The sequence below is a fragment of the Rhizobium sp. P1_E1 genome (assembly GCF_056406015.1).
The window spans coordinates 19,388-45,736 of record NZ_JBFUAY010000041.1; the positions used below are offsets into that span (position 1 = coordinate 19,388).

The following is a 26,349-nucleotide window of genomic DNA, read 5'->3' on the forward strand; positions in this document are numbered from 1 at the left end:
GCACCCGGTCAAGCTCACGCCGCTCGGATGATGCCGACGAGATAGAGCGATCCGGTGACGAGAACCCAAGCGCCCGATTCCGTGGCGCCCGCCAGTGCTTCTTGATAGGCCTCGAGCGGGTCCAACATGACGATGCTCAGCAGCCCGAGGGTGTCGGCAATCGTCTTCAGCTGTTCCGGCGAACGCGATCTGGCGCCGACGGTGGTGAAGATGATCGATATATCGTGGCGCGTCATCGTCGACAGCAAGCCTGCCGCGTCCTTGTCGTCCGCGATTGACATGACGGCAATGCAAGGCGCGCGGTATTTTTCTTCTTGTGAGAGGTCACTCAGAACCGCAGCAAGGTTGAAGGGGACATGCGCTCCGTCCAGCACCACGTTGACCTTGGCATTGTCGCTGTGGCTGGTGTTGACCGCGATTTTTTCGAGCCGTCCCGGCAGGCGGGCAGTTGCGATCGTTGAGGGATCGAGGAGCTGTTCTCCAAGCGGTTCCGACATCGATGCCTTTTCGATGCCTCATTCGTTCTTGTTGCGTTCTCTCTCGGTCGAAGAGTCAAGAGTGATAGGGTGCGGTCCGAAACTGGGAGGTGTGCATTGGGACCGTTAGCGTTATTCGACAAATCGTTCCTTGAGATGCTGAGCGTTGACCAGGCTGTTCTGTTCGACTTGATGTTTTCGACAGTCATCTCGCCGATCTTCTATGTGGAAGTCCTTGCCGACCTGGAGAAGCAGGACCCAAAATCTCGAACCCGGGAGAAGATCGTTGCTGATGTGGCTAGGAAGACGCCAGTCATGCACTCCTATCCCAACGTCTCGCACTTGGCTCTGTGCTTGAAAGAACTCCTCGGAAGTCCAGTTGTGATGGATGGCCGACCTCATATTCAGGGCGGTATCCCGGTTATGCACAAGGGAAAAGTTGCCATCGTCAATGAACAGACGCCGGAATCAAAAGCGTTCGAGCGGTGGCAAGACGAGCGTTTCCACGACGTCGAGCGGGACTTCGCGGCCAGCTGGAGGAAGGCGCTCAAAGAGTTCGATAACAGCGCACTCGCTACCCTCACGAAACAGGTTCTTCTGATTGAGGAGGCTCCAAAGAACCCCGAAGATGCGCTGCGAATTGCCTCAGCAGTTCTTCGGAGGGATGGGCAACATTTCCTCAACCTCAAGCTTGGATATTATTTCCTTGGACTTGATCCCGGTATGTGGAGAGCCGTCGAAGCTCGCTGGAAGGCATCTGGTTACAGGCCTTTGACGGACTACGCGCCCTACTTCACCTATTGCCTGACGATCGACATCTTCTTCAACCTCCTGATGACAAAGAAGATCATATCGCCTGATCGGCCGAGCAATCGAACCGATGTGGCCTATCTTTACTACCTGCCATTCTGCACGCTCTTCATATCTGAGGATCGGCTGCACCGCCGGATCGCACCGCTGTTTCTGAAGGAGGGGCAGAAGATGGTGACGGGTGCTGAACTGAAGCACGACCTAATCAAGCTAGACCAATATTTTTCGGCGCTTCCGGAAGAGGATCGAAACCAAGGCATGTTCAGGCTGGCTGCAACGCCGCCAGATGACGAGAAGTATCTCACGACACGCCTTTGGAGAGAATGTGGTCACTCGACCGCTCCCAAGCCGCCGATAGTTGAGAACCCTGCGGTCCACAGAGAGATCAGCCAGAACCTCAAGGAAGTCGTAGCGCTATCTCGGCAGCCACAGCGCGGCAGATTCTCACAATCCGATCTRAAAGAACCGGATCAGCGCATGATCAGACGGATGATTCCACGGCAGTGGGGTAAATGGCAGGTCATCCCCGACGATATCAAGTGAGAGGCTAGTATTTCCCGAACGACGGGTTGTAATCCTGGGGAATTTTGACTGAGATCAGCACAAACGAAAAACCCCGCCGGAGCGGGGTTTCTAGCTGGTCGGAGTGGAGTGATTCGAACACTCGACCCCCACGTCCCGAACGTGGTGCGCTACCAGACTGCGCTACACTCCGTGACCAGCGGCGCTTCTATAGAACAGCCTATCTGGTTGCACAAGCACCAAATTCCAAAAAGCCGGGGGATTTTTTGACGGTGACGTGACAGGTCTGGGGTCACGCGGCTGCAGCAAAAAGCCACACCTCTCGCAAATCGAACGGAAGTGTCAAAGGGGCAATTTTCTTTTGCCAGGTTCCGCGCTAAAGGGCAGACGGGACAGGCGAAACCGCTGCGACGGCGGCTTCGCAGCCACTGCGCTTGAGATCAGGGACGACACGATGAATTTCCGCACCATGACCGCGGCCGGGCTTGCCATTGCGCTTGCCGGATGCACGACCATTCCTTCCGCCGGCAATCCGATCGAGGCCCGCTGGGTCGGCAAATCGGCCGGCATCTTCTTTGCCGCCTACGGCCCGCCGATCAGCGACAGCGAGCAAGGCTCGACCACCATCTATACCTGGCGCGGCGGCTACAAGACCGTGCGCATCCCGGCGAAATATGCCGAAGGCGCCGACGGCAAGCGCGGCAAGCAGATCGCGTCCGCCCGCACCGCCTATCTGCGCTGCCAGGCCGAAATCACCACCAGCTCCGATTACACCATCCGCGACATCCGCACCGTCGCCGACATCCCCGGCGTCGACGGCCCGTCCTATTGCGCAGAGTTTTTGGCGCCCGAACAGAAGTAACGGACGGTTTTTTTGAGATGCGAAGACAGGCGGCCGGGTGCCGCCTGTTCTGCTGCTGACCACGTCTCGGCGTTTGCACCGGGGCGGCCCCTCATCCGGCTGCCGCCACCTTCTCCCCGTAAACGGGGCGAAGGGACCATGCCGCGACCTCTCGGTTCCCCACAGCCTCTCGCAGGGCACGTCCCCTCGCCCCGCAAGCGGGGAGAGGGTTAGGGTGAGGGGCAATCGCGATCTCCTAGGCCGAGGGCCCCGCCCTCACGCCGCCTCCACCCCCTGCGCCGCCGTTTCCGCCAGCTTCCGCGCCGCGACGAAATCCACCTTGCCCGACCCCAGCACCGGTACCTTGCCGATATTGACTTCGGCCGGGACCATCATGTCCATGGCGCCCTTGGATTTGGCGAAGGCGAGGAATTCGGCGCGGGTGGCGGTGGGGGCGTCGGTGAGCAACACCAGCCGCTCGCCCTTCTTGGCGTCGGGCAGCGAGGAGACGACCGACAGGGCGCCCGGCCAGAGCTCGGCGGCGAGCGTCTCGACGGCGGCGAGCGAGATCATTTCGCCGCCGATCTTGGCGAAGCGTTTGGCGCGGCCGCGGATCTTGACGAAGCCATCCTCATCGATGGTGACGATGTCGCCGGTGTCGTGCCAGCCATCGACCAGCGGCTCGAGCACGCCGGGCTTTTCGGCGCGGAGGTAACCGGCCATGACATTGGCGCCGCGCACATGCAGCCTGCCGCCCTCATCGATGCCGGGCACCGGTTCAAGCTTCCATTCCATGCCCGGCAGGATTTTGCCGACCGTGCCCGACTTGTTGTACATCGGCGTGTTGATCGAAATGACCGGCGCGGTCTCGGTGACGCCGTAACCTTCGAGGATGCGCAGGCCGAATTTTTCCATATAGGTCTGGCGCGTCGAGGCCTTCACCGGCTCGGCGCCGGAGAAGATGTAGCGGATCGAGCGGAAGTCGTAAGGATGCGCCGTCCTGCTGTAGCCATTGAGGAAGGTATCGGTGCCGAAGATGATCGTGGCGTTGGAGACATAGATCAGTTCCGGCACGATGCGGTAATGCAGCGGCGACGGATAGAAATAGACCGGCACGCCCGAGATCAGCGGCAGCACCGTGCCGGCCGTCAGCCCGAAGGAATGGAACACCGGCAGGATGTTGAACACCTTGTCGCCGCTGTGGAAATCGATGCGGGCGGCGGCCTGGGCGGCGTTCGACAGGATGTTGCGGTGGGTGAGCACCACGCCCTTCGGCGTGCCCTCGGAACCGGAGGTGAAGAGGATGACGGCCGGATCATCCGGCTGGCGTTTGACCAGCGGCCGCGCCTTCCGGAGAAACCCGAAAATCTTGTCCTTGAGTGAGATTTCGGCCCTGAGATCATCGAGCCACACGATCGTCACCTGCTTTTCCATCTCCTCGATGACGGCACCGAGCTTCGCCTGGGTGACGAAGGCGCGCGAGGTCAGCACATGCCTGACTTCGGCGGCCTTGCAGGCGGAGAGGATATTGGCGGCACCGGCGGTAAAGTTCAGCATCKCCGGCACCTTGCCCGCCGTCATCACGCCGAGAWGGGTGGCGGCGGCGCCATTGGCATTCGGCAGCATGACGCCGAGATTGGTTTCCGGGAAGCGGGCGCGGAATTTTGCGCCGAGCACGGCAGCGCCTGTGAGCAGCTTGCCATAGGTCAGCCGGCCGGTGACCGGATCTTCGACCGCGAGTTTGCCCATGCCGAATTCGTGGCCGGCCTGAATGACGCGATCGAGCACGGTCGACGAGGTATCGGCGGTCTGGAACAGCAGGTTCGACATCACCTGATAAAGCGCGGCGCCTGCCGCCGTGCGGCGTTTGCGGCCCTTCAACTCCGGCGGCACTTCGAGCTTCACCGGCTCGAGAATGGTGACCTTGACCTTGGGAAACAGCCGGCGGCGGATCTTGCCATTATCGAGATAGGAGAGATAGCTCTTCTCCAGCCCGTCGATCTTCACCGGCACGACCATCGAGCCGGTTTTGTCGGCGACCATGGCGGCGCCATCATAGACCTTCATCAGCGTGCCGGTCACCGTCAGGCGGCCCTCGGGGAAGATGCCGATCGGGTTGCCGTCCTGCACCACCTTGATCAGCGACCGTGTCGCCATCGGCTTTGTCGGGTCGAGCGGCAGGAATTTGCACATCTTCAGGAAGGGCCGCACCCACCAGGCCTGGGCGATCTTGTAATCGACGGCAAAGGTGGGCTCTTCCTCGGTGATGGCGAGCGCCAGCGCGCCATCGAGCAGGCTGACATGGTTCAGCGCGATGATCGGCGCGCGGCCGGCCTTCTTGATATTCTCCAGACCCTCGACCTCGAGGCGCATGAAGGCGCGGAACAGGATCGAGATGAAATCGCGGAAGGGATTGGTCGGCAGCGTCTTCAGCATCAGCCAGGCGACAGCAAAATTGATGATGCCAAGGCCGATCAGGATCTGCGGAATGGAGGCGCCGAGCGCCTGGACGGCGGCAACGAGGCCGAGGCCGACGGTGATGAACAGGGCCGAGAGCACATTGGCGGCCCCGATGACGCGGGCGCGGCGGTCCTCATGCGCCCAGGTCTGCAAAGCGGCGAAGGTCGGCACGGCGATGAAGGCGCCAGAGATTGCCATGCCGGCGAGATCGATGGCGACGCGGATGGTATTTTCACCGGCAAAGAAGGTGGCGATGGTCGTTGCATGGCTCACCGAAGCCAGACCCCAGAGGTTCCAGGCGAGATCGAGGCTGAAGAGGCCAAGCAGCGCGGTGCCGACAGGGGCCGGCAGCAGCACGATGCGGCCGGACGACATCCAGGCGGCAATCGCCGAGCCGACAGCGACGGCTATGGCAAAGACGGTGAGATAGGCCGGCACGACCAGCTCGGAGCCGCCGAGCAGCTCGGTGACCATGGTCGGCAGGATGGAGAGAACGAAGGCGCCGACCAGCCAGAACCAGCAGTTCATCAGCGCCGAACGCCACAGGCGTTTATCGGCGCGGATTTCCATGACCAGGGTGTAGCTGGAGCGGATGACATTGCGGTCGATCTCCAGATCCGGCGCCTTGGAGCCGGTGGCCGGGATCATCCGGCTGGCCAGCCAGCAGAGCACCGAAAGCCCCATCATCATCGTGCCGAAGATCAGCACATTGTCGCCGCCGGAGAAGGCGAATGCGGCGATGATCGTGCCGGCGAGGATGGCGATGAAGGTGCCGCCCTCGATCCAGGCATTGGCCTTCGGCAGGTCGCGGCGTTCGAGATGATCGGGGAGGATGCCGTATTTGATCGGCCCGAACAGCGCCGAGACGACGCCGAAGCCGAAGAGTGCTGCCATCAGCACGAAGATGGACGAAAATGCCAGACCGACGACCGCAAGCCCGGCAATGGCGATCTCGCAGCGTTTCAAGAGTTCGGCAATCTTTGCCTTGTCATGCTTGTCGGCCAGTTCGCCGCCGAGCGCCGAGAGCAGCAGGAAGGGCACGATGAGGATGACGCCGGCCAGCGTCACCAGCGCGGCACCCTCGCTCGCCGACATTTTGAAGAGAATGAGGAACACCAGGGTGTTCTTCAGAAAATTGTCGTTGAAGGCCGTGAGGAACTGGGTCCAGAACAGCGGCGCGAATTTCCTTGATGTCATCAGATTGTGTTGCACGGGCTCGTTCCTCTTTCGGCAGGCAGAGAAGGCCACAGAGTTGTTACGCAATAGTTGAGTGCGATAACAACTCTGCAGTGCGGTTAACGAAGATTAATCTTCATCGTTACGATTGAACTTGACCAGCAGTTTCTCGGTGCGGGCATCCTCGACCTTGCGGATCAGCTTCTCGGATTCGGCATTGTCGCGCAGCGTCTTGGTGATATTCACCGTGGTCTGCACCAGCATCAGAATGCCCATGGCGAGATAGCCTTTGCCCCAGAGATCGAGCGGCATCATGTAGAGGCCGAGCGCCAGCATGAAGGCGGCCGCGCCGAAGGAGATGTAGGAGAAGCTGACCCAGCTGGCGGAATGTTTCTGGAAACTGTCGTTCATATCAGTGGTCCCTATGGTTCGATGGATGAATGGTTGGATGGATGCAATTTCAGGCAGCAGGCGTGATGCGGCTCTTCAGCCGCGCCAGCACATCATCGGCGGATGAGCGCAGCGGCGCCCCAAAGCCGGCATTGGCAAGCTTTTCGATGATGCCGGCCGGGCGGATGGAGCCTTCCATGTCTTTCAGGGCTGCGGCCGTCAGCTCATTCTGGCTCTGGCGCAGGCGAAGCCGGGCCAGGGTCTCCTCGGCATCGTCGAGCGTCGCAAGGTCCGGACCGGCAACGACGACATCGAGCTTCTGCGCCTCTTGCGTGGCACGGGCCAGCCGCTCGCCGCGCTGCAGCTCCTGCAGCCGCGCCTCGGAGGCGCGGACGATCGCCTTCAGCTTGTCGATGGAGCTGGTGAACTGACCTTGCGCCTTCTCGGATGCATCGCGCTCGGCTTCGAGATAGGCGATCGCCTCGGCCGCCTCGCGGGCCAGGGCCTCATTGCCCTTCGCCAATGCGGCGGAGGCGCGGTTTTCGAGATCGGCGATGCGGGCGACGATCGCTGCATGCTGCACCCTCTCCTGCTCGTTCTGGGCAATGGCGACCGCGACGCTGCGGCGGGCCGACTGGATCGATTGGGCGGCATCGCGGATCTGCTGGGCAAGCAGCGGCACGGCGTTGCGATCGGCAAAARCCTGTTCGGCATCATGCGCCCTGCCCCGCAACAAAATGGAAATCAGTTTGAACATTTCCTTCCTCCGGTTTATGAACGTTGTTCACGAGAGGTGTTATGCCAGAATCATGAACGACGTTCAAGATAAATTTTGAACGTCGTTCAAAAAATCGAAGTGGAATGGTGAATGGCCGGCAGGCGAGAAGAAAAACGCGAAGACCTGAAGGCCCGGCTGATCGAGGCGGCGCGCGAGCGGATCGCCCGCGACGGGCTGACGAACCTTAGAGCCCGCGACATCACCCAGGATGCCGGCTGCGCGCTCGGCGGCCTCTACACGGTCTTTTCAGACCTCGCCGAGCTCGTCATCCACGTCAACTCCGCCACGCTGAAGGCGCTGGAGGCGAGGCTGACGCTACCCGAAACCAAGGACAAGCCGCCGACCGACCGGCTGCGCAACCTGGCGCAKGGATATCTCAGCTTCGCCGTCGAGCACCGGAACCTCTGGAAGGCGCTGTTCGACCACTTCCCCCCCGACACCAGCCCGACGCCGCAGTGGCATCTTAACGAACACCTCTTCCTGATGGACGTGATCGCCGAACCGCTGGCCGAACTGCAGCCCGACATGCCCCCCGAAGACCGCGCCATCCGCGCCCGCACCTTGTTTGGCGCGGTGCATGGCGTCGTCAGCATCAGCCTCGAAGGCCGCTTCGTCGGCTTGCCGCTGGAGCGGCTGGCGCGTGAGGTGGATGAGCTGGTGCAGACGATCGCGGCGGGGGCGGAGCGGCGGCGTGAAGCGGGCGTGTGAGGTGGCGTTTGGTGAAGTGGCGGGGTCGAGTGGCGCAGGCTGACGTTGCCGTTTTCGCCGAGCCCCACCCCATCCTCCGTCATCCTCGGGCTTGACCCGAGGATCTACACCCGCCGCCATGATGCCGGCGGGCACTGGAGTCAAGCCACTGAAATCACCGCGAAAAATGCCCCTCATCCGCCTGCCGGCACCTCTGCCTGGGTCGAGCCACGTGTCTCGCCCCGTCCTTCGGACCCCCGCAGGCGGGGCGAAGGGGATATGCCGCAACCTCTCCGTCCCCCCCACTAACCTCTCGCGAGGTACGTCCCCTCGCCCCGTTTTTACGGGGAGAGGGTTAGGGTGAGGGGCAGGCATGGGCACGAAGGGGCAGCCGTAAATCTGCGAAGCGCCACCATCGATATTACCGAGCGGGAAAATTCATTAGCCTCAACCCTGCTCCACATCCCGAAATATCCCGATCGGTAAATTCCCATGGATCCTCACCTGGGAGCACGGGAACCCACGCCCCAACTCCCGCATTGAGCAGCCCAACGAAAGCTGCTTGACTGACGCCCTCCACGCCACCGCGAAAGGACACCCCATGAGCCGCATCTTCATCACCGGTTCCACCGATGGCCTCGGCCTTGCCGCCGCCCGCACCCTGATGAAGGAGGGCCATGACGTCGTGCTGCATGCCCGCTCCCGGGAGCGCGCCTCCGCCCTCGCCGAGATTTCGCCCGCCGCCCTCGGCATCGTCATCGGCGATCTCGCCAGCGCCACGGAAACGCGATCGATTGCCGAGCAGGTCAACGCCATCGGCCGCATGGACGCCGTCATCCACAATGCTGGCATCTACCTCGAAAGGAGCCGGGGCGAAACGCCTGATGGCCACGCCAAGACGCTGGCGGTGAATGTGCTCGCCCCCTATCTGCTCACCGCCTGGATCACCCGCCCCGACCGCCTGATCTATCTCAGCAGCGGCATGCACCGCAGCGGCAGCAGCACCCTTGACGATATCGACTGGAAGAAGCGACCGTGGAATGCCAGCCAGGCCTATGCGGAAAGCAAGCTCTATATCGCCACCCTCGCCGCCGCCATCGCCCGCCATTGGCCGGATGTTTTCAGCAACGCGGTGGACCCCGGCTGGGTGCCGACCAAGATGGGCGGCGCCGGCGCGCCCGATGATCTGGAGATGGGGCATCTCACCCAGACATGGCTGGCGGTGAGCGATGATGGTGCGGCCAAGGTGAGCGGCGGGTATTGGTATCACCGGCAACGGCGGGAGGCGGCGGCGGAGGTTGGTGATCGTGCGTTTCAGGATGCGCTGGTGGAGAAGCTTGGCGAACTGACTCGTGTTCGTTTGTTCGCGGAGCGCAAGTAAGAGGCAACTTGCCTTGCCAGGGGGCGGCGACGAGGCAGTGAAGGCCGGGTCGGGATCAAATGGAGACATTATGACAGCGCATATGCACTCACTCACGCTGCCGGGGCCAATGCTGCGGCGGGGCTTCTGGCTCTACGTTTGGGTTGTTGAGACGCCCCAAGGAGATATGCTCTATGTGGGTAGGACAGGCGACAACTCTAGCCCGCACGCGACAGCTCCTTACACAAGGATGGGACAACACCTTGGCTTTGCCAAGAACCAGAACGCTTTGAGGAGGCACCTGAGCGACCGAGGCCTAAAAGCGGAGGACTGCGCTTCCTTTGACCTCGTCGCATTCGGCCCGCTGTACGACGAGGTGGAAAAACGGGAGGGTCTTTCCCGAGCTGATCTGATGAAGCTCCACGTGCCAACTAGAGATATCGTCGGGGCACTAGAAAAGGCCTTAGCAGAGGAACTGAAGGCAGCGGGATATGATGTCCTCAACACGGTCAAGTCAAAACACCCACCCGATCTCGAAGGTTGGAGCGCCGCTCGACAGGCATTTTCGCAGCGGTTTCCAAAGCTCCGCGAGCGGTATGATTGAGGTGACTCTATCGAGCCACTTTCCTGTAGCCACTACTCGGCCAAAGCCATCAAGGCGCCCCTGCAACCTCCCGTAACAACACCTCTGCCTGCGCCAGCACGGTCTGAACCGCCTCCTGCTCAAGATCAGGCGGATAGCCAAACTTCTTCAAAATTCGCTTCACCAGAACTCGCATCTTCGCGCGAGCGCTCGCCTTGTGCTGCCAATCTACGGTCACGGACTTGCGCATCTGCTCAACGAGTTCATGGGCTATGACTCGAAGATGTTCACTGCCCATCGCCTCCACTGCACTGTCGTTACTAGCCAGTGCGTCGTAAAAGGCCTCTTCTTCGGGAGATAGTCCCAAAGTTGCGCCGCGAGCCAAGGCAGCTTTCATATCCTTGGCCATCGCGACCAATTCTTGGATCATTTCGACGGTGGAGATTGTGTTGGCATGGTAGCGGGCCACCGCATCCTCCAGTCGCTTGGAGAATGCCTTAGATTGAACAATGTTGGATTTCGAGCGGCTCTTGATCTCGCCATTTAGCAGCTTCTTCAGCGCTTCCAATGCGAGGTTCTTTTTCTCCATGCGCTGCACGTCGGCGAGAAACTCATCCGACAGGACGGAGATGTCCGGCGACTGCAATCCGGCAGCTTTGAGAATGTCGACGATCTCGGCATTGGCGACCGCCTGATTGAGGAGTTGCTCGACAGCCAGTGACTTCGCCTTATCCGACATCTTACCGGTGGCAGTGGTCTTCACCAGCGCAGCGCGTACCGCCTGGAAGAAGCCGACCTCGTCGCGGATTTCCGCCGCGGCATCGCTTGCAGAAGCCAAGGCATAGGCCTTGCTCAATTCCAGCACGACGTCCTGGTAGCGGCGATGCGCTTTCTTCTTCGCCTCGATGCCCTCGACTTTGGCGGCTTCTTTCTCCAGCCACTTCAGTATCGAGTCGATGCCGTCAGCCAGGGCCTTTAGGCGCTGCTGCGGGGGACCCACGATACCGAGGCTGTAGTCGTGGCCGTTAAACATGGCACGAACGATCTCATACTTCTCCAGAAGAACCGCAACAGCTTCCTCCTCGTCTATACCGGTCTTGTCGCGATCGGACTGGGAGTATTGCGCCAGAGCGTTCTTCAGGTTCTGGGCAATGCCGATATAATCGACGATCAGCCCGCCCGGCTTGTCCTTGAAAACTCGGTTGACGCGGGCGATCGCCTGCATGAGGCCGTGGCCACGCATCGGCTTGTCGATGTACATGGTATGCATGCAGGGTGCATCGAAACCGGTCAGCCACATGTCACGCACGATCACGAGCTTTAGCGGATCATCAAGTTTCCGGGCGCGCTTGGCGAGATCGTCCCGCCGCTTCTTGTTGCCGATGTGCGGTTGCCATTCGAGAGGGTCGGAGGCAGAGCCCGTCATCACGATCTTGACTGCACCTTTGTCGTCATCGTCCGAATGCCAATCAGGCCGGAGCGCAATGATCTCGCTATAGAGATCTACGCAAATGCGGCGGCTCATACAAACCGCCATAGCCTTGCCGTTCATGCCCTCGATGCGGTGCTCAAGGTGAGCGACGAGATCGGCTGCGATCTGGACTAGGCGCTTCTTCGAACCAACCAGCCGCTCAACCGTTGTCCACTTGGCCTTTTGCTTCTCCTGCTCGCTCAACGTCTCGTCTTCGAGTATGGCCTCGATCTCGGCATCGATCTTCGGCTTCTCGCCCTCGTTCAATTCGATGCGGGCCAGCCGGCTCTCGTAGTAGATCGGAACCGTCGCCTTGTCCTCGACCGCTCGGCTTATGTCGTAGATGTCGATATATTCGCCGAAGATTGCTGGCGTGTTGACATCCTCCGCCTCAATCGGCGTTCCGGTGAAGCCGACGAAGGAAGCGTTCGGCAGCGCTTCCCGTATGTAATGGGCGTAGCCATAGCGCCGCTTGCCGGTTTGCTTGTCCAGCTTGGCGTCAAAACCGTATTGGCTGCGGTGCGCTTCATCTGCCATGACGATCACGTTGCGGCGATCAGTCAGCGTAGGAAACCGTTCCTCGCCGGCGTCGGGCGTGAACTTCTGTACGGTCGTGAAGATCACACCCCCCGATGCCCGGTTCAGCAGCCGCCTCAGATCGTCCCGACTCTCGGCCTGCTCAGGCGTCTGGCGGATGAGATCGCGGCAGAGGCTGAACGTCCCGAAGAGCTGATCGTCCAGGTCATTGCGGTCGGTCAGCACTATCAGCGTCGGGTTCTCAAGTTCCCGCGAACGGACGATCAAGCCGCCGAGAAATGCCATCAGAAAACTCTTGCCGGAACCCTGGGTATGCCAAATGACGCCGATCTTACGATTGCCCTCCGGCTTGACCGCGTCGATCGCGCTGGCAATCGCTTTCCTGGCGCCGTAAAATTGGTGATAGCCGGCTATGATCTTGAAGGCACCCGTGCCCTGGTCGCCGAAGACGATGAAGTCGCGGATGAGGGCCAGGAATCGTTCCTTGTCGAAGACGCCTCGCAATAGCGTGTCCATTTCATAGGGACCATGCGGCGTGAAATCCCCATCCGCACCAGTGATTGAGCGCCAGGGCATGAAACGCTCCTCGTCTGCCGTCAGCGAACCTATGCGGGCCAACATGCCATCGGAGGCCACCATCACGGCATTGGTGCGAAAGAGCGACGGGATTTGCTTCCTATAAGTCTGAAGCTGCTGGTAGGCCTGGCCGACGGTGGCGCTCTCGCTCGCCACATTCTTCAACTCGATGATGCCGAGCGGCAACCCGTTCACGAAAACCATCACGTCCGGCCGTCTTGTGTACTTGCCTTCAGCGACTGTGAACTGGTTGGTCACGAGGAAGGCGTTTTTCTCTGGATGCTCGAAATCGATCAACCAAAGTTTGTCACTCTTACCCCCCCCATCACCGATGCCAAATTCGACATCGACGCCCTCGGTGATCAGCCGATGGATGCGACGATTCTCCTCAATCAGTGAGGGGGTATCCGCAATCGAGAGCTGACGGATCGCCTGCTCGCGAGCACCGGATGGAATGGTCGGATTCAGTCGCTCAACTGCAGCGGCAAGAACATCAGAGAGCAGCACGTCTCGGTATGCAAGACGGGCCGGAGCAGTTCCATCGGGGGAGATAACTGCCGATGGCTGATAATCGTATCCGAGTTCACGAAAGGTGGCGATGACGACTTCTTCGACCAGGCCCTCGGAGAAGCCGGAAGGAGACGCTGACGTTTGCTGATAGAGGACGTCTTCCATGGGGCCTCTCCCGCCRTTCGTCTCAGACGAATCGTTCCTTGATGTAGGTGATGGCTTGGTCTCCGCTCATCTCACGTGATGAGTTGCCATTGCGGACATAGAAGCGATCCTGGGCGGTCCCGCCCTTGTCCGCCAGCTTAATGTAAATGGGCTTGTTCGCCGAGAGGATCTCGACGCGGCAGATTTCCTTTTCTTCGATTTCGGGAAACGACAGCTTCACCTTGGTCGCGGCAAAAGCCTCACCAAACGTGTTGATAATCAGCGTCTTGAGGTGCAGTTCGAATTTGTCACGGTTGGCGCCATTGAGGGCTTTGTAGTCGTTGTCCAGGCCGGAAATGTCGCCATTGTCGGCGACGCCGATCAAAAGCGTGCCGCCTTGGGCATTTGCGAAGGCGGCGATCGTCTTCATGATCACCCCTTCCAGCTCCTTGTTCACATTGCCCTGTTTAATGTCCCATCGAAGGGTTTGCTTGAACTCGACTTCGTCGTTTTCACCCTCAGCAATCAAGTCCTCCAGCGAGATGCCTTCGGCAACAGCATGTGTTTCCGCTAAACCCTCGAGCCAGGCATTCAAGCTGTCGGCGAGCGTTTTACGGCGCGTCTTGAGGAACAGATCGTAGTTCTCGATCCGCCACAGCTCCTGATCCCCGGGGATAAGCTGCAGCTCAAGCGCATTCGGCTGATTCTGGGCAACACCGAAGAGATAGGCTTCCGTTTCCTTAGCACCCTTAGAACGATTGGCAATCTGGGTCAGGATGGCGCGGTTGGTCAGCTCTTGCGCCAACTGGTAGCGAAGCCTGTTCTCCTGTCCGTACCCCGCCGCCTTCAGGTTGGCGAAGGCAAAGATGTGGTCGTATTCCAGCTTGTACTTCTCGCCCATCGGCTGGTGAATGGAGACACCGGTGGTGAGGCACTTCGCCCCACGGCTCTTCAAGTGCCAGCGCAGGAGCCCGAAGAGCGGGTGCTGGATCGCGCTACCGACGAACTCATCAGGGGTTATGGCAATGTTGCCGCCACGGTCCTCCCGGATGACGTCGAGCAGCCGATCAAAGGGGGTGTCGGAGGTGGCGACGATCTTCAGATCGTGGTCCAGCTTTTGCGGAAGCTGGCTCACGTAACGGCGCCGAACCTGCGAGTAGTAGAACCATTTCACGACCTTTTGGATGTCGTTGTGGCTAAGATTGCAGTTCATCCGATGGCAATAGGCGACGATCGGGATGACGGCGTAGATCGAGTTGATCTCATCGGTATGGTCGACGAATGCGTGACCGCGCAGCAGGTTGGCCACATAGTCGAGGACCTTTCCGTCCAGTGCTTTCCATACCTCGCGGATAGCGTCGTTGTTGTCAGCGGAATGCAGCTTGCGCATATCCGAGCCGCCCTGATGCAGTATGGCGAGCAAGGCATAGACGATGAAGTCGAGCTTGAAGACGAAGCCGTTCTTCTTCAGTGCGTCGAGCTTTTTCTTGAAAGCCTCGCGGGCCTGAGGCCAGTATCCGGAGATCTGGGCCAGTGCCAGTTCGGCGTCCGTCAAAGCCACGCCACCGGCATTGACGATGTAGAAGATGTCGATGGCCTCGCGTAGAGAGGCCTTTATCGGAATGTTCTGCTCAGGAAAATCTCGATCGAGGATGCCCTGGACTGCAGAAAAGGCATCATCGATCTTGTCTTCATCCTCACGCGAAACCTCGCGCCCGGACTGTTCAAGTTCCCGAACCACATCGCGTGCACGCTTTGCACGGCTGAATATATCCGTAACATTTAACCAGCGTGGATCGCTCTCCATGCGCTTCTGATAATACTCGATCTCTCGTGTCTCGACGTTGATATGAAGCCCGCGGGTATCCTCGGTAATCTCTTCAAGGGTGTAGTATGGCGGCAGTTTGCCCCGGATGAGCATGTAAAGCGTCGTGACACGCTGCTGGCCGTCGAGAAGAATCTTGATCGCTCCCTGAAGAGGGTCATAGACGTGATCGCCCTTCAATTCCGGTGGCTGGTTGGTGTCCCAAGTCAGAATGGTCCCGGTTGGATAGCCTTTGATCATGGAGTCGATCAGCAGCTTAGCGTCCTTCTTCTTCCAGACATATTCCCGCTGAAAGGCCGGCACAAAGAGTTGCCGCTCGTCAATCTTATCCAGAATGCTGTTGATTTTCATGGGGTCTCACAAAAGAAGCGATCCAACGGGAAATCATGTGATCAGGCTCGACGATCTGTATCAAGCTGTCGGCAATCTATTAAGATCCGGCCAATAACAGGGACCGGTTGATAGCCTAATGGAAGGTCAAGTGAAGCACGAACATCGTACTCGCGGTCTCCGTCCGGATATTCCCGTGACTCTGTGCTGACAATAAAGGGTTCCCGCGTTTTGAGCGCCGTTTCGCGCGTATCATCTTGCCCGTTCAGAAATGCGATACTTGGAAACGGAGATCTTTGAGCCAATCTCTCGCAGACTAAGAAGTGCCATGGAACAGTGACCCGCTCGAGAGAGTAGAAATATTTGCTTCCTTGGGCTTTGATGTCACTCGCCAACCCGACGAGACATCCAGCCTGGTAGTTGGGCGGCATCGACGCCGCCGTCCAGGTGCTTCTGGCCGGTTCCGCACTATAAAAACAGTAAACCGGAAGCAGTCCCTGCAATGTCGCATCAGCAATCAGCATGTCGATTTGAGGATGCGGTGCAGTTTTGGCCTGCTGCGAGTAGAGCCTTTTGATCTGCAGTCCATTTTTCGCCAATCGCTTGGCCTGAACACGCATTTTTAGCGTGTATTTTCGTCCGATGATGTGCCACTCCCAATCAGCGCCATTCATGGCTTCCCTTGGTTTGGAGAAAGTCTGGATGTCAACCATACCGGAATGGCGACTCCAGATTTGTAGGAGGGTACCTTCGGTGATTGTTTCTTCGCCATACGAAATATGGCTTCCGTAAGCCAGCTCCAGGTTCCGGGAAATGGCATCTCCGAATTCGAGAAATGTTTGGCAGAGATTTAGGTTCGCCCAACTCACTGCGCAGCCTCCATCAGTCCCTCGGCTTCGGTCAGGCGGATTGCTCCGGACATGAGTTTGGGAAGGAGCAGGTCGCGGGTGGCTGCAAGGGTCTGGCTCTGGCGGGAGTTATTCTCAATGGCCTGATAGAGCGGTGCCGCAGTTTCTTCGAACGCCTCGGCAACCGCTTCCGCATCAATCACCGAACCCGTTGCGAGCGTCTTGGTTGTGATGGTATCGAAAACGGATCCATGTGCAGCCTGCACCAATTGCCCGAWGAGCGACCCGAACATGTTGTAGAGAAGAAAAGGTCGACCGGCGGCACTGTTCAACGCATAGCAAGTCTGGTTCATCGCCATATCGTCGCCAAACATACAAAAGCGGCCTGTCGTCGCCCCGCGTGCCACAACCACGGTGGAGAGCTTCGGAACCATCTTTGTGCTGCTATTGGCTAGTCCATTATCCGTAATATTGCGCTCAGTTGTCAGCAGATATGTTTCTCCGCACTGGCTAACGTCTTTAGCACTCGCCCATGGGACACCTCCGCCCCAGTATTCTGGCCTCTCGGTTTTGGGTGTGCCTCCTGAGATTAGCCGAGCCTCGCTCAACAGAGCTTTCTGACTCCACCCCTCCGGCAGACCGTCATCGCCTAGCTTGGCAGGGAAGAGATCGGCAAGGACTTGCGCCCGCGCGGCTTCCTGCAAGAGGCCGCCGATGATCTCGACAGGATCGGTTGCGCCCACCAGCTTGCGGCGGGTGGGGCCGAAATCCACGAACCAGTCGCGGAAGATCGCTTGCGCCATCGCCTCCAGCGTCTCGTTCATCCGTCGGTTCAGTTCGACCTTGTCGTCGAGGTCATCCAGGACAGCGGCAATCCGAGCTTGCTCTCCCTTCGGGGGAATCGGCAGCAGGAATTTCGGCACATCCGCGCAACGTAGGCTGTTGAATACGGCTCCTACGTTCATGAACTTCTCTATCTGTTCCCACCAGAGCGGACCGCGTGCTAACCATCGCAGGAACTGCGGGAGGACAGTCCTCCCGTCCGCACGAAGCAAAACAAGATTCTGCCCCAAGGCGAAGTCGCGGCCATCCCTTGCTACTGCGGTAACTCCGGGATTGGTCCGCCGGGAAAGCACGACGTCATGAAATCGAGGTCGGGCTTTCTTGGTCCAACTCTCGAAGTCAGTAGCGGAGATTTGCCGGGCCGCGTTGAAGTCGATGTGGCCGTCCTTCATCTGTGGGATAGCCACATAGGGATATCCCATCTCGACAGGCTGAGGTGTTGCGTGCACGCAGTCGATCAAAACGACACCAGCTTGCCGTAGGGTCATAGGCTGCCATTCAGTCATCTATCTGAGACTCCCGACAAAGCCGCCTCGATCCGATCCTCTAACACTTGGCCTTCAGCAAACTGCCCAAGCAGGGTCTCCCTCAACCCCTCGAACTTCTCTGCAAACGAAATCCCGTCATCCTCGGCATCCTCCGCGCCCACGTACCGGCCCGGTGTCAGCACGTGGCCATGCTCACGAACCAGCTTCAAATCGGTCGATTTGCAGAAGCCCGGCTCGTCTGCATAATCCGTCCAGCCATTCTTCGCCCGTGTTTCCGGCTTTGAGCGCCAGCGGTGATAGACCCCGGTGATTCTCTCGACATCCTCTGCCGTGAACTCTCGGCGGACACGGTCTACCATGAAGCCGAGCTTGCGGGCATCGATGAAAAGGAGTTCGCCACGCCGGTCGCGATGGCCATTGGCGCTCTTGTCGCGAGCCAGAATCCAGAGGCAGGCAGGAATCTGGGTGGAATAGAAGAGCTGGCCCGGCAGGGCCACCATGCAATCCACCTGATCCGCGTCGATCATCGCCTTGCGGATATCACCCTCGCCGGATTGCTGTGAGGACATGGAGCCATTGGCCAGCACTACGCCAGCCGTGCCACGCGGGGCGAGATGGTGGAGGATGTGCTGCAGCCAGCCATAGTTGGCATTGCCGTTGGGCGGATTACCGAACTTCCAGCGGGCGTCTTCGGCCAGCCGCTCGCCGCCCCAGTCGGAAATGTTGAAGGGCGGGTTGGCGAGGATGAAATCGGCCTTCAGGTCCGGCAGCTCGTCGCGGTGGAAACTGCCCTCGTTGTTCCAGCGAATATCGGCGTCAATGCCCCGCACGGCGAGGTTCATCTTTGCCAGACGCCAGGTGGTGTGGTTGATCTCCTGACCATAGACGGCAATGTCATCGCGCCGTCCGCCATGCTCCTCGATGAATTTTTCCGATTGCACGAACATGCCGCCCGATCCGCAGCACGGGTCATAGACGCGGCCCTTATAGGGCTCCAGCATCTCGACCAGCGTGCGCACCACCGAACGCGGTGTGAAAAACTCGCCGCCACGCTTGCCTTCGGAGCCGGCGAAACCGGATAAGAAATATTCGTAGACGCGGCCGAGCAGGTCCTTTGCCGTATCCTTGCTGTCATGCAGCCCGATATTGGAGAAGAGATCGATCAGCTCGCCGAGCATGGTCTTGTTGAGGGTCGGCCGGGCGTAGTTCTTCGGCAGCACGCCCTTCAGGCCCTCGTTGGACGGCGCCTACTCGATCTCCTCCATGGCCTGGTCGATCAGCTTGCCAATCTCCGGGCGCTTGGCATTCGCCTGCAGGAAGCTCCAACGTGCCTCCTTGGGCACCCAGAAGACGTTCTCGGCAAGGTACTCTTCCGGGTCTTCCGCATCCGCATATTCGTTAGCTTCGAGCTTTCCGTGCAGCTCATCGAAGGCCTCGGAAATATACTTCAGGAAGATGAGGCCAAGCGCTACATGCTTGTATTCCGAGGGTTCTAAGTTGCCTCTAAGTTTGTCAGCCGCCTTGAAGAGCTCAGCCGTAAAGCTGAGGTCACCATTATTTTCTTTCGCCACGTATGCGCTCCCGATTATTGAGCCGACGATAGCAGTGAGGCAGGCTGTGTAAAGGGCGAAAGGCAAGCCTCAGTTGTCTAGCCACCGTGTACTGTCCACGTGTACCACCGCAGCAACATATCGATCCTTAGGTAATGATTTTATTTGATATAAGAGAAAATGGCTGGGGCGCCTGGATTCGAACCAGGGATGACGGTACCAAAAACCGTTGCCTTACCGCTTGGCGACGCCCCACCAGAGCTTGAGCGGAAACCGCTTGCTCAAATCGACGCCTGATTAGCAAAGCTCTTCGCCTGTCACAATGACTAAGTTTAACCTGGCGCAGATTTATGCGCTGCGTAGCGGCCGCCGTCATGCTAGGAATTGGCGACGTCATCGGCCCGAGATCATTCCTTCATGGACAGTCCCGCATTCGACCTCGCTTTCGAGCCGGCCTATGGGCAAGCCGTGCCGGTGGTTTCAGGGGTCGAGCGGATCACCGCGAACAATCCCGGGCCTTTCACCTTTTTCGGCACCAACAGCTATATCGTCGGCTCCGCCTCCGTCGCGGTCATCGATCCCGGCCCGGAGGACGAGGCGCATTTCCAAGCGCTGATGGCAGCGCTTGCCGGCCGCGCGGTGACGCATATCTTCGTCAGCCACACACATCGCGACCACTCTCCCCTCGCCCGCCGGCTGCAGGCGGCAACGGGGGCGGTGACGGTGGGTCAGGGGCCGCATCGGCCGGCGCGGCCGCTGCGGGAGGGCGAGATCAATCCCTTTTCCGAAAGCTCGGATCTATCCTTCGTGCCTGACATAACGCTCAGTGACGGCGAGAGCCTATCGGGCGACGGCTGGGCGCTGAGCGCGGTGCTGACGCCGGGGCATACGGCCAATCATGCCGCTTTCGCGCTTGCGGGCCGCGACATCCTCTTCTCCGGCGATCACGTCATGGCCTGGTCGACCTCGATCGTCGCACCGCCGGACGGGTCGATGGCGGATTATATGGAATCGCTCGACCGGCTGATTGCGCGTGAGGACCGGCTGCTGCTGCCCGGCCATGGCGGGCCGGTGACGGAGCCTGCCGGATTCCTCAGGGCGCTGAAGGCGCATCGGCTCAGGCGCGAGCAGGCGGTGCTGGCGCGCGTGCGGGCGGGCGACACTCAGATTGCCGAGATGGTGAAGGTGATCTATCGCGATACCGATCCGAAGCTGCATGGGGCGGCCGCCCTTTCCGTGCTCGCCCATATCGAGAATCTCATGGAGCGCGGCGAGATTGCGGCCGATGGGCCGCCTTCGCTTGCCGCCACCTACCGGCTGTTGTAAGCGGGAGATGGGGAGATTACCATGACGCGCACCGCTTACAGCTATCGCGACGATGCCGATGTGCCTGATTTTGCCGATGACCAGCCGCTGATCGTCTTTGATGGCGAATGCGTGTTCTGTTCCGGCTGGGTGAAATTCGTGCTGAAACATGACAAACAGCAGCGATACCGCTTCCTCGCGGCGCAGTCGCCGCTGGGTGCCGCGCTCTACCGGCATTACGGGCTCGATGCGCGCGACTATGAGACCAATATCCTGATCGAAGAGGGCCGCGGCTTCTTCAAGTCCGACGGCACGATCCGCATGGTGGCGGGCCTCGGTTTTCCCTACTCGCTGGTCAGGATCTTCCGGCTGCTGCCGCGGCGGGTGGCCGATGCGCTCTATGAATTCATCGCCCGCAACCGGCTGAAGATTGCCGGGCGGCAAAGCTGCATGGTGCCGACGCCGGAGCAGCGGCGCCGCTTCGTCTCATGAGCGCCGACCGGTTTTCACTGCTCATCATCGGCGGCTACGGCACCTTCGGCGGGCGGCTTGCCCGGCTGCTTGGCGATCAACCCAGGCTCAGGCTGCTGGTTGCGGGGCGCTCGCTTGAAAAGGCTGACGATTTCGTTGCGGATCTCCGGACGCCGAAAGATGGTGCCGAGGGCCTGGGAAGCAACAATCTCGGCGCGATGGTGCAGGCAGTGGCCTTCGATCGCGACGGCGATCTCACCGAACAGCTGACGCGACTGAGGCCCGATCTCGTCGTCGATGCCTCGGGGCCGTTCCAGACCTTCAGGGAGGATGCCTATAAGGTGGCCGAGGCCTGCATCGATCTCGACATCGATTATGCCGATATCGCCGACAGCACCGGCTTCGTCGCCGGCATCGGTGGGCTCGATGCCGCGGCCAAGGCCAAGGGCACCTTCGCGCTTTCGGGGCTGAGCAGCCTGCCCGCCCTCTCCTTCGCAGCACTCGATGCGATGGCGCCGCATTTTTCCCGGATCGACAGTGTCGCGGCCGGCATTGCCCCGTCGGCGCATGTGCGGATCGGGCTCAATGTCGTGAGGGCGATCGCGACCTATGCCGGCAGGAAGGTCACCGTGCTGCGCGAGGGACGGCCCGCCGCCGGGCGCGGGCTGATCGATGCGATGCGGGTGACGGTGGCGCCACCGGGGGTTACGCCGCTGCGCAGCCGGAAATTCCTGCTTGTGGATGCACCGGATCTGGCGCTGCTGCCGGCGCGTGCTGCCGATCTCAAATCCAGCTTCACCGGGGTCGGCACCGAGCCGCAGCCGCTGCAGCACTTGCTCAGCCTTGCGGCACGGCTTGTCCGCCTCCGGCTCCTGCCGTCGCTGCTGCCGTTTGCGCGGCTGCTGCAAGGCGCCAGCCATCGTTTCGCGATCGGCGAACATCGCGGCGGCATGTTCGTCCGCGTCGGCGGTCTCGATCACGAGGGACGGAAGCTGACTTCAGGCTGGCATCTGATTGCCGAAGGTGATGACGGGCCGTTCATTCCCATCATCGGCGTCGACGCGCTGGTGCGCCGGCTGCTGACCGGCGTGCGGCCGGAGCCCGGTGCGCGGCCGGCGGCGGGGGAATTGCGGCTTGCAGATTTCGAAGCGGCCTTCCGGCGTTTTCAGATCACATCGGGCATCCGGATGGAAAACGAGGAGGCGCCCCTGCCGCTCTACCACAGGATTCTCGGCAGCGCCTGGGATCGGCTGCCGCCCGCCATATCAGCCCTGCATGCCGGCGGGGCGCGCGTCGCCTCCGGCCGGGCGCGGATCGAGCGCGGCGGCGGGCTGCTGGCGCGGGTCGTCGCCCGCCTCATCGGCTTTCCCGAAGCGGGCTGGGAAGTGCCGGTCACGGTGCGCTTCGCAACCGATGGCGACAGGGAGATCTGGACCCGCGATTTCGGCGGCACGGTCTTCCGCAGCTTCCAGGTCGAGGGCAAGGGCCGCGACCGGCATCTGCTCACCGAAGTCTTCGGGCCGTTCCGGGTGCTGTTGGCGCTGGTGCCGGAGGGAGAGAAGCTGCGGCTCGTCGTGCGCGGCTGGCGGTTTTGCGGGATTCCGCTGCCGCTGTTTCTGGCGCCTCGCGGCGATACCTATGAGGAGGAGCGCGATGGGCGGTTCCACTTTCACGTGGAGATCGGCGGGCGGCTGACGGGGCTGGTGGTGCGGTATATGGGGTGGTTGGTGGTGGAGGAGTGAGCGGTGGCTGCGGGTGATGCCGCCTTGGGAGGTGTGCCCTACCTCACCTTACCGGCGCGCCGTGATACCCCCCTCTGCCCTGCCGGGCATCTCCCCCACAGGTGGGGAGATCACAAGTAGCTTGAACTTCCTGCCCTTCTATCGTTTCGCCGTTCTGGACGTTCATTGTTTGGGGAAGCCGGTGCGCCCAGCCAATCTCCCCACCTGTGGGGAAGATGCCCGGCAGGGCAGAGGGGGGCTGACACGGCACTCCGCTTCGCCGTCATTCCTTCCTCGGATCGATTGCTGCCGCCTGCGGCGGCACGGTAGGGGCGTTCGAAGGCTGAACATCAATCCGTTTGGCTATTGAGCGCGACCACTTGGAAGACCGGCGCGCGCAAGGTCTGCGGCGGCTTGATCGAGAATGGAAGGATCTCGGAAGTTCCAGGCCTGCCGCCACGACTGGATCGTCGCAGCCGGCGTTGACTTGAGCATCTTCTCGACGGCAGCTCGGGCGTCTGCCTGGCGACCAAGACGCATATAGGCAATGGCGAGTTGCAGTGGCGCGTCGGCAAATTCCGTGGTCTTCAGCACCTCAACTGCGTCTTCGTTTCTACCAAGCACGATGAAGATGAAGCCTCGCACGTAGTTAAAGAACCAGGACAATCCCGGATCCCGAGCGGCTGCAGAGTCGGTCAATTCCAACGCCTTTTCGGGTTGACCGGCCTGTAGGAAAATACTTCCTGCATCGGTGAGGGTGAAGGCATTGTATGGTGCTGCCGCAATGGCCTTGTTCATTTCCGCAACAGCCCCATCATGGTCCCCCTTGAGCGTTAGAAGCCACGCACGGAGCCAGTGTGCCAATCTCGCTACCTGCGGGCTCAGGTTCTTGTTTGAGAGGACCTTGTCGGCCAGTCGGCCCGCGTCCTGAAGATCAGCCTGCGGGTCAGAACTGTAAAGCAGCCCAACCTTCATCCAGTGAGACCACCCCAACTCCACGGTCAATAAGGGGGAGTCGGGGAACACCTGCAGCCCCTGTTGCGAGATGTCACCTGATCGCTCGAGACCTTCCTTCGTGAAAAGGTTCAATTGGCTTTCGGCGCGCAGGTAGTAGTCGTATTCAGCCAGGTTGGTGCTGTCCTTGCCCCAGGCCTGACTGTAGTCCGCTTTGCGAATGGCTCCCCATTCGCCCGTCATCGCCCCCACAATCTTGCCGGTCAACTCATCCTGAAGCGCCCATGGGTCGATTCCGGCCTTGTCGAAGCGGTCTGCCCAAACATGGTCCCCCGTCTCAGCGTCGATGAGTTCCGCAACGATGCGCACCCTATCGCCTTCCTTGCGCACGCTGCCTTCGACGATATAGCCAACGCCCAACTCCTTGCCGATCTGGCGGACGTCACCTTCCTTGTCCTCATACGCAAACGATGACGTTCGCGAGACGACCGCGATATCAGCAAAGCGCGAGAGGATAGCGATGAGGTCGTTCGCCACCCCTTCTCCCAAGTATCCCAGGCTCTCGTCGGCACTCAGATCCTTGAAAGGAAGCACGGCGACGGATGGGATCGTACTGGAGACTGCAGGGGAGCGCGCTGTCAGTGGATAGTACAGCGCCATCCAGGCGGCCACCACGGCCACAATGGCTGCCGCGACTCCGAGTGCCCACCACGGACGGCCGATCCCGCGCTTGTGCGGAAGGCGTCGGCGTGGCGAGGCGTCGATGCGTACGTAGTAGACGTCGACAAGCTCTTCGATGTTCTTGACCTTCCGCTGCCCGGCAGAGTCGAACGCAAACGCGAGCTTATTCTCGACTTCCTTCGCCACCTTGCCTGAAACACAGATCCCGCCTGGGGGGGCGAGTTGCTCCAGCCTGGCCGCGACGTTCACACCTTCGCCATAGCGGTCATCGCCGTCCATGATCACTTCGCCGAGGTTGATGCCGATGCGGACGTTGAGTCTCTCCTCCTCCGCTACAGAAGCGTTGCGCTCCGCCATTCCGCGCTGGAGAGATACGGCACACTCGACAGCGTCGACCACGCTGCCGAACTCCGCGAGGAGGCCGTCGCCCATGAGCTTGAAGACCCGCCCATGATGCCCCGCAATCTCGGGCTCAAAAAGCTCAGTGCGTCGGGCTCGAAGGCGGTCAAAGGTGCCCGCTTCGTCTTGCTCCATAAGTGCGGAGTATCCGACTACGTCGGCGGCCAGGATTGCAGATAATCTGCGTTCCATGTCTTCGCTCCCAACAGGAATTCCGCGCTAAACACCGTACATGATTTTGCTGCACGTTTCACGCGCGGCCGCAGAGTCAATCCAAGGAGCTGGGTCTTGGTCTTCCGTTTGCTTCACTGGTTTACGACAGCGTGACGCAGCTCCGTCTTTTCACACGGTGCGTGAGGCTGAGGCCGCATGGCAGTCGAGACGCAATAGCGATGGGTACGGTTCGCGCGGTGCTAGATTCGGCCGCGCCGTTGACGCCTCGAGGAACCAGCGTTTGGTGGCAGTTGCTACCTTATAGCGCGAGTTTGCCGCACCGTATCCCGGCCCTTCGCTTTGGGCTCAGGGCGTTCGCAACTGCAATCGATTCACTGGATCGATTGCTGCCGCCTGCGGCGGCACCGTTGCTCACCCACCCGCAATCCCTAGCAATTCAGCATCCAGCGCCTTCAGAAAATCGCCGGCGATTTCGGCGCTGAAGCCGAGGTCGTGTTGGCCGTAGCGGGAGGCGACGCGGATGTCGACGAAGGTGGTTTCGGCCTCTTCGCGGAGCCGAATGAGGATATCGAAGCGCAGGCCGAGGATCAGCGTGCGGGTGGTGCCCTGCAGCGTCACGCCGGTGGCGCCGCGGATCAGCTTGGCGACATCATCGTCATAGGGGCGCGGCGTCGGCACGGGGACGATATCGGGCGCGTCGGCCACGGCATCGTCGCTCGCCGGCGGCGGCTTGACCGGTCTGTCCTCGGGATCGCGGCCCGGCTCGGTGTCGCCACTACTCTTCGTGATGGTAATGCCGCTCATCTTGGCGACCTTGCGCACCGCTTCCAGAACGCGGTCGAGCGCGCCCTCATAGCGCCGGCCGGTCAGTTCGGGATAGGCGGCGAGCTGCTTTTCGCGATCCTCCGGCGTCACATCAGCGTTGCGCTTCAGCCAGATCTGGTCGGAATAGGGCGGCGACAGCCAGTCGGGTGCGGAGACCGGATCGGTGGAGACGTCGTAGATATCAGGCAGTGTCAGATAGTGCTCGGTGGCATAGGCGCCGAGCCCGAGCGGAAAGGCGGCATAGATCAAAGCCGCCAGCGCCGCCAGCCCGCCTTCGGCCCCCGTCATCCAGAGGCTGCGCAGGCCGAGTGCTGCCAGCATGGCGGCGAGCAGTGCGCCGCCGGCGGCGGCAATCAGCAGCAGCACCAGATAGGGTGTGGCGAGGCCGCCGAAGCGGTGGGCAATCATCACAGCCAGCGCCAGCACCAGGGAAAACGCCCCGAGCAGCCGCGAAAAGCGGGCGGCGTTGGAAACGGGGCGGTCGAAGCGGATGGCCATCAAACTTACCGGTTGCTCTTCAGCGCCCGCGCGTTCGACCACGCAAATCGCCTCACCCCTGTTTAGAGCATGATGCCGAAAAGTGTGAAGCGGTTTTCGGACGACATCATGCTCTA

General features: G+C 60.5%; 20 protein-coding genes and 2 tRNA genes. 8 read left to right on the forward strand and 14 right to left on the reverse strand.

The genetic code is table 11. From position 1 onward, the window contains the following. Positions 1–14: 14 nt before the first annotated feature. Positions 15–497 carry a glutamate ligase domain-containing protein gene (locus AC1D1Z_RS16125; RefSeq protein WP_477851163.1) on the reverse strand — a complete coding sequence of 161 codons (483 nt, stop codon included), beginning with the start codon at positions 495–497 and terminating at the stop codon, positions 15–17. Positions 498–593: 96 nt separating this feature from the next. Here AC1D1Z_RS16125 and AC1D1Z_RS16130 point away from each other — a divergent pair, with 96 nt between their 5' ends. Beyond that, a complete protein-coding gene (locus AC1D1Z_RS16130; RefSeq protein ID WP_477851165.1) occupies positions 594–1,829 on the forward strand; it encodes a hypothetical protein in 1,236 nt (411 codons plus the stop codon). Positions 1,830–1,924: 95 nt separating this feature from the next. Here AC1D1Z_RS16130 and AC1D1Z_RS16135 read toward each other — a convergent pair. Then, positions 1,925–2,001: transfer RNA gene (locus AC1D1Z_RS16135), tRNA-Pro, on the reverse strand. Between the two features lie 261 nt (positions 2,002–2,262). On the opposite strand from AC1D1Z_RS16135, the gene AC1D1Z_RS16140 reads away from it, so the two are divergent. Beyond that, positions 2,263–2,670 (forward strand): hypothetical protein, encoded by a 408-nt coding sequence (locus AC1D1Z_RS16140; protein WP_027685663.1) that lies wholly within the window; start codon positions 2,263–2,265, stop codon positions 2,668–2,670. A gap of 255 nt (positions 2,671–2,925) precedes the next feature. On the opposite strand, the gene AC1D1Z_RS16145 is transcribed toward AC1D1Z_RS16140, so the two are convergent. The 3 genes from AC1D1Z_RS16145 to AC1D1Z_RS16155 all read right to left on the reverse strand — a co-directional run bounded on the left by AC1D1Z_RS16145 (position 2,926) and on the right by AC1D1Z_RS16155 (position 7,432). Next, the gene (locus AC1D1Z_RS16145; protein ID WP_477851168.1) at positions 2,926–6,321 is read right to left on the reverse strand and encodes an acyl-[ACP]--phospholipid O-acyltransferase; all 3,396 of its coding nucleotides are present in this window, start codon (positions 6,319–6,321) and stop codon (positions 2,926–2,928) included. A gap of 93 nt (positions 6,322–6,414) precedes the next feature. Then, the gene (locus AC1D1Z_RS16150; protein ID WP_170257884.1) at positions 6,415–6,696 is read right to left on the reverse strand and encodes a YiaA/YiaB family inner membrane protein; all 282 of its coding nucleotides are present in this window, start codon (positions 6,694–6,696) and stop codon (positions 6,415–6,417) included. Between the two features lie 49 nt (positions 6,697–6,745). Beyond that, on the reverse strand, positions 6,746–7,432 hold the full coding sequence (locus AC1D1Z_RS16155; RefSeq protein WP_477851170.1) for a PspA/IM30 family protein: 687 nt from the start codon (positions 7,430–7,432) through the stop codon (positions 6,746–6,748). A 111-nt stretch (positions 7,433–7,543) separates the two neighbouring features. On the opposite strand from AC1D1Z_RS16155, the gene AC1D1Z_RS16160 reads away from it, so the two are divergent. The 3 genes from AC1D1Z_RS16160 (at position 7,544) to AC1D1Z_RS16170 (ending at position 10,104) form a co-directional block, all read left to right on the forward strand. Beyond that, positions 7,544–8,161, forward strand: a complete 618-nt coding sequence (locus AC1D1Z_RS16160) for a TetR/AcrR family transcriptional regulator (RefSeq protein WP_477851172.1) — start codon at positions 7,544–7,546, stop codon at positions 8,159–8,161. 580 nt (positions 8,162–8,741) lie between these two features. Further along, positions 8,742–9,521, forward strand: a complete 780-nt coding sequence (locus AC1D1Z_RS16165; RefSeq protein WP_477851174.1) for an SDR family NAD(P)-dependent oxidoreductase — start codon at positions 8,742–8,744, stop codon at positions 9,519–9,521. Positions 9,522–9,591: 70 nt separating this feature from the next. Continuing rightward, positions 9,592–10,104, forward strand: coding sequence for a hypothetical protein (locus AC1D1Z_RS16170; protein WP_477851176.1), 513 nt, complete (start codon positions 9,592–9,594; stop codon positions 10,102–10,104). A gap of 49 nt (positions 10,105–10,153) precedes the next feature. Here AC1D1Z_RS16170 and AC1D1Z_RS16175 read toward each other — a convergent pair whose 3' ends face one another. The 7 genes from AC1D1Z_RS16175 to AC1D1Z_RS16205 form a co-directional block, all read right to left on the reverse strand. Continuing rightward, a complete protein-coding gene (locus tag AC1D1Z_RS16175) occupies positions 10,154–13,342 on the reverse strand; it encodes a type I restriction endonuclease subunit R (RefSeq protein ID WP_477851178.1) in 3,189 nt (1,062 codons plus the stop codon). Positions 13,343–13,364: 22 nt separating this feature from the next. Continuing rightward, positions 13,365–15,497, reverse strand: a complete 2,133-nt coding sequence (locus AC1D1Z_RS16180) for a GmrSD restriction endonuclease domain-containing protein (RefSeq protein ID WP_477851181.1) — start codon at positions 15,495–15,497, stop codon at positions 13,365–13,367. Positions 15,498–15,538: 41 nt separating this feature from the next. Then, positions 15,539–16,345: a DUF6615 family protein gene (locus tag AC1D1Z_RS16185; protein ID WP_477851183.1), complete on the reverse strand. Its 807-nt coding sequence runs from the start codon at positions 16,343–16,345 to the stop codon at positions 15,539–15,541. After that, a complete protein-coding gene (locus AC1D1Z_RS16190) occupies positions 16,342–17,673 on the reverse strand; it encodes a restriction endonuclease subunit S (RefSeq protein ID WP_477851185.1) in 1,332 nt (443 codons plus the stop codon). The genes AC1D1Z_RS16185 and AC1D1Z_RS16190 overlap by 4 nt, the downstream gene beginning before the upstream one ends. Continuing rightward, positions 17,670–18,875, reverse strand: coding sequence for an N-6 DNA methylase (locus AC1D1Z_RS16195; RefSeq protein ID WP_477851187.1), 1,206 nt, complete (start codon positions 18,873–18,875; stop codon positions 17,670–17,672). Before AC1D1Z_RS16195 ends, AC1D1Z_RS16190 begins: the two co-directional genes overlap by 4 nt. Positions 18,876–18,902: 27 nt before the next feature. Continuing rightward, positions 18,903–19,226: a type I restriction-modification system subunit M N-terminal domain-containing protein gene (locus tag AC1D1Z_RS16200; RefSeq protein ID WP_477851189.1), complete on the reverse strand. Its 324-nt coding sequence runs from the start codon at positions 19,224–19,226 to the stop codon at positions 18,903–18,905. Between the two features lie 160 nt (positions 19,227–19,386). Beyond that, a tRNA-Gln gene (locus AC1D1Z_RS16205) sits at positions 19,387–19,460 on the reverse strand. A 162-nt stretch (positions 19,461–19,622) separates the two neighbouring features. Between AC1D1Z_RS16205 and AC1D1Z_RS16210 the strand changes: the two genes are divergently transcribed. The 3 genes from AC1D1Z_RS16210 to AC1D1Z_RS16220 are packed head-to-tail and all read left to right on the forward strand — an operon-like array spanning position 19,623 to position 22,723. Further along, positions 19,623–20,531 carry an MBL fold metallo-hydrolase gene (locus AC1D1Z_RS16210; protein ID WP_477851191.1) on the forward strand — a complete coding sequence of 303 codons (909 nt, stop codon included), beginning with the start codon at positions 19,623–19,625 and terminating at the stop codon, positions 20,529–20,531. A gap of 21 nt (positions 20,532–20,552) precedes the next feature. Next, positions 20,553–21,002: a thiol-disulfide oxidoreductase DCC family protein gene (locus tag AC1D1Z_RS16215; protein WP_447013267.1), complete on the forward strand. Its 450-nt coding sequence runs from the start codon at positions 20,553–20,555 to the stop codon at positions 21,000–21,002. Further along, positions 20,999–22,723 (forward strand): SDR family oxidoreductase, encoded by a 1,725-nt coding sequence (locus AC1D1Z_RS16220; RefSeq protein ID WP_477851194.1) that lies wholly within the window; start codon positions 20,999–21,001, stop codon positions 22,721–22,723. The genes AC1D1Z_RS16215 and AC1D1Z_RS16220 overlap by 4 nt, the downstream gene beginning before the upstream one ends. 342 nt (positions 22,724–23,065) lie before the next feature. On the opposite strand, the gene AC1D1Z_RS16225 is transcribed toward AC1D1Z_RS16220, so the two are convergent. Continuing rightward, complete coding sequence (locus AC1D1Z_RS16225) at positions 23,066–24,928, reverse strand: adenylate/guanylate cyclase domain-containing protein (RefSeq protein WP_446967455.1); 1,863 nt, start codon at positions 24,926–24,928, stop codon at positions 23,066–23,068. A 393-nt stretch (positions 24,929–25,321) separates the two neighbouring features. Continuing rightward, entirely contained in the window at positions 25,322–26,233 is a 912-nt protein-coding gene (locus AC1D1Z_RS16230; RefSeq protein ID WP_193444396.1) for a DUF1499 domain-containing protein, read from the reverse strand. Positions 26,234–26,349 lie beyond the last annotated feature (116 nt).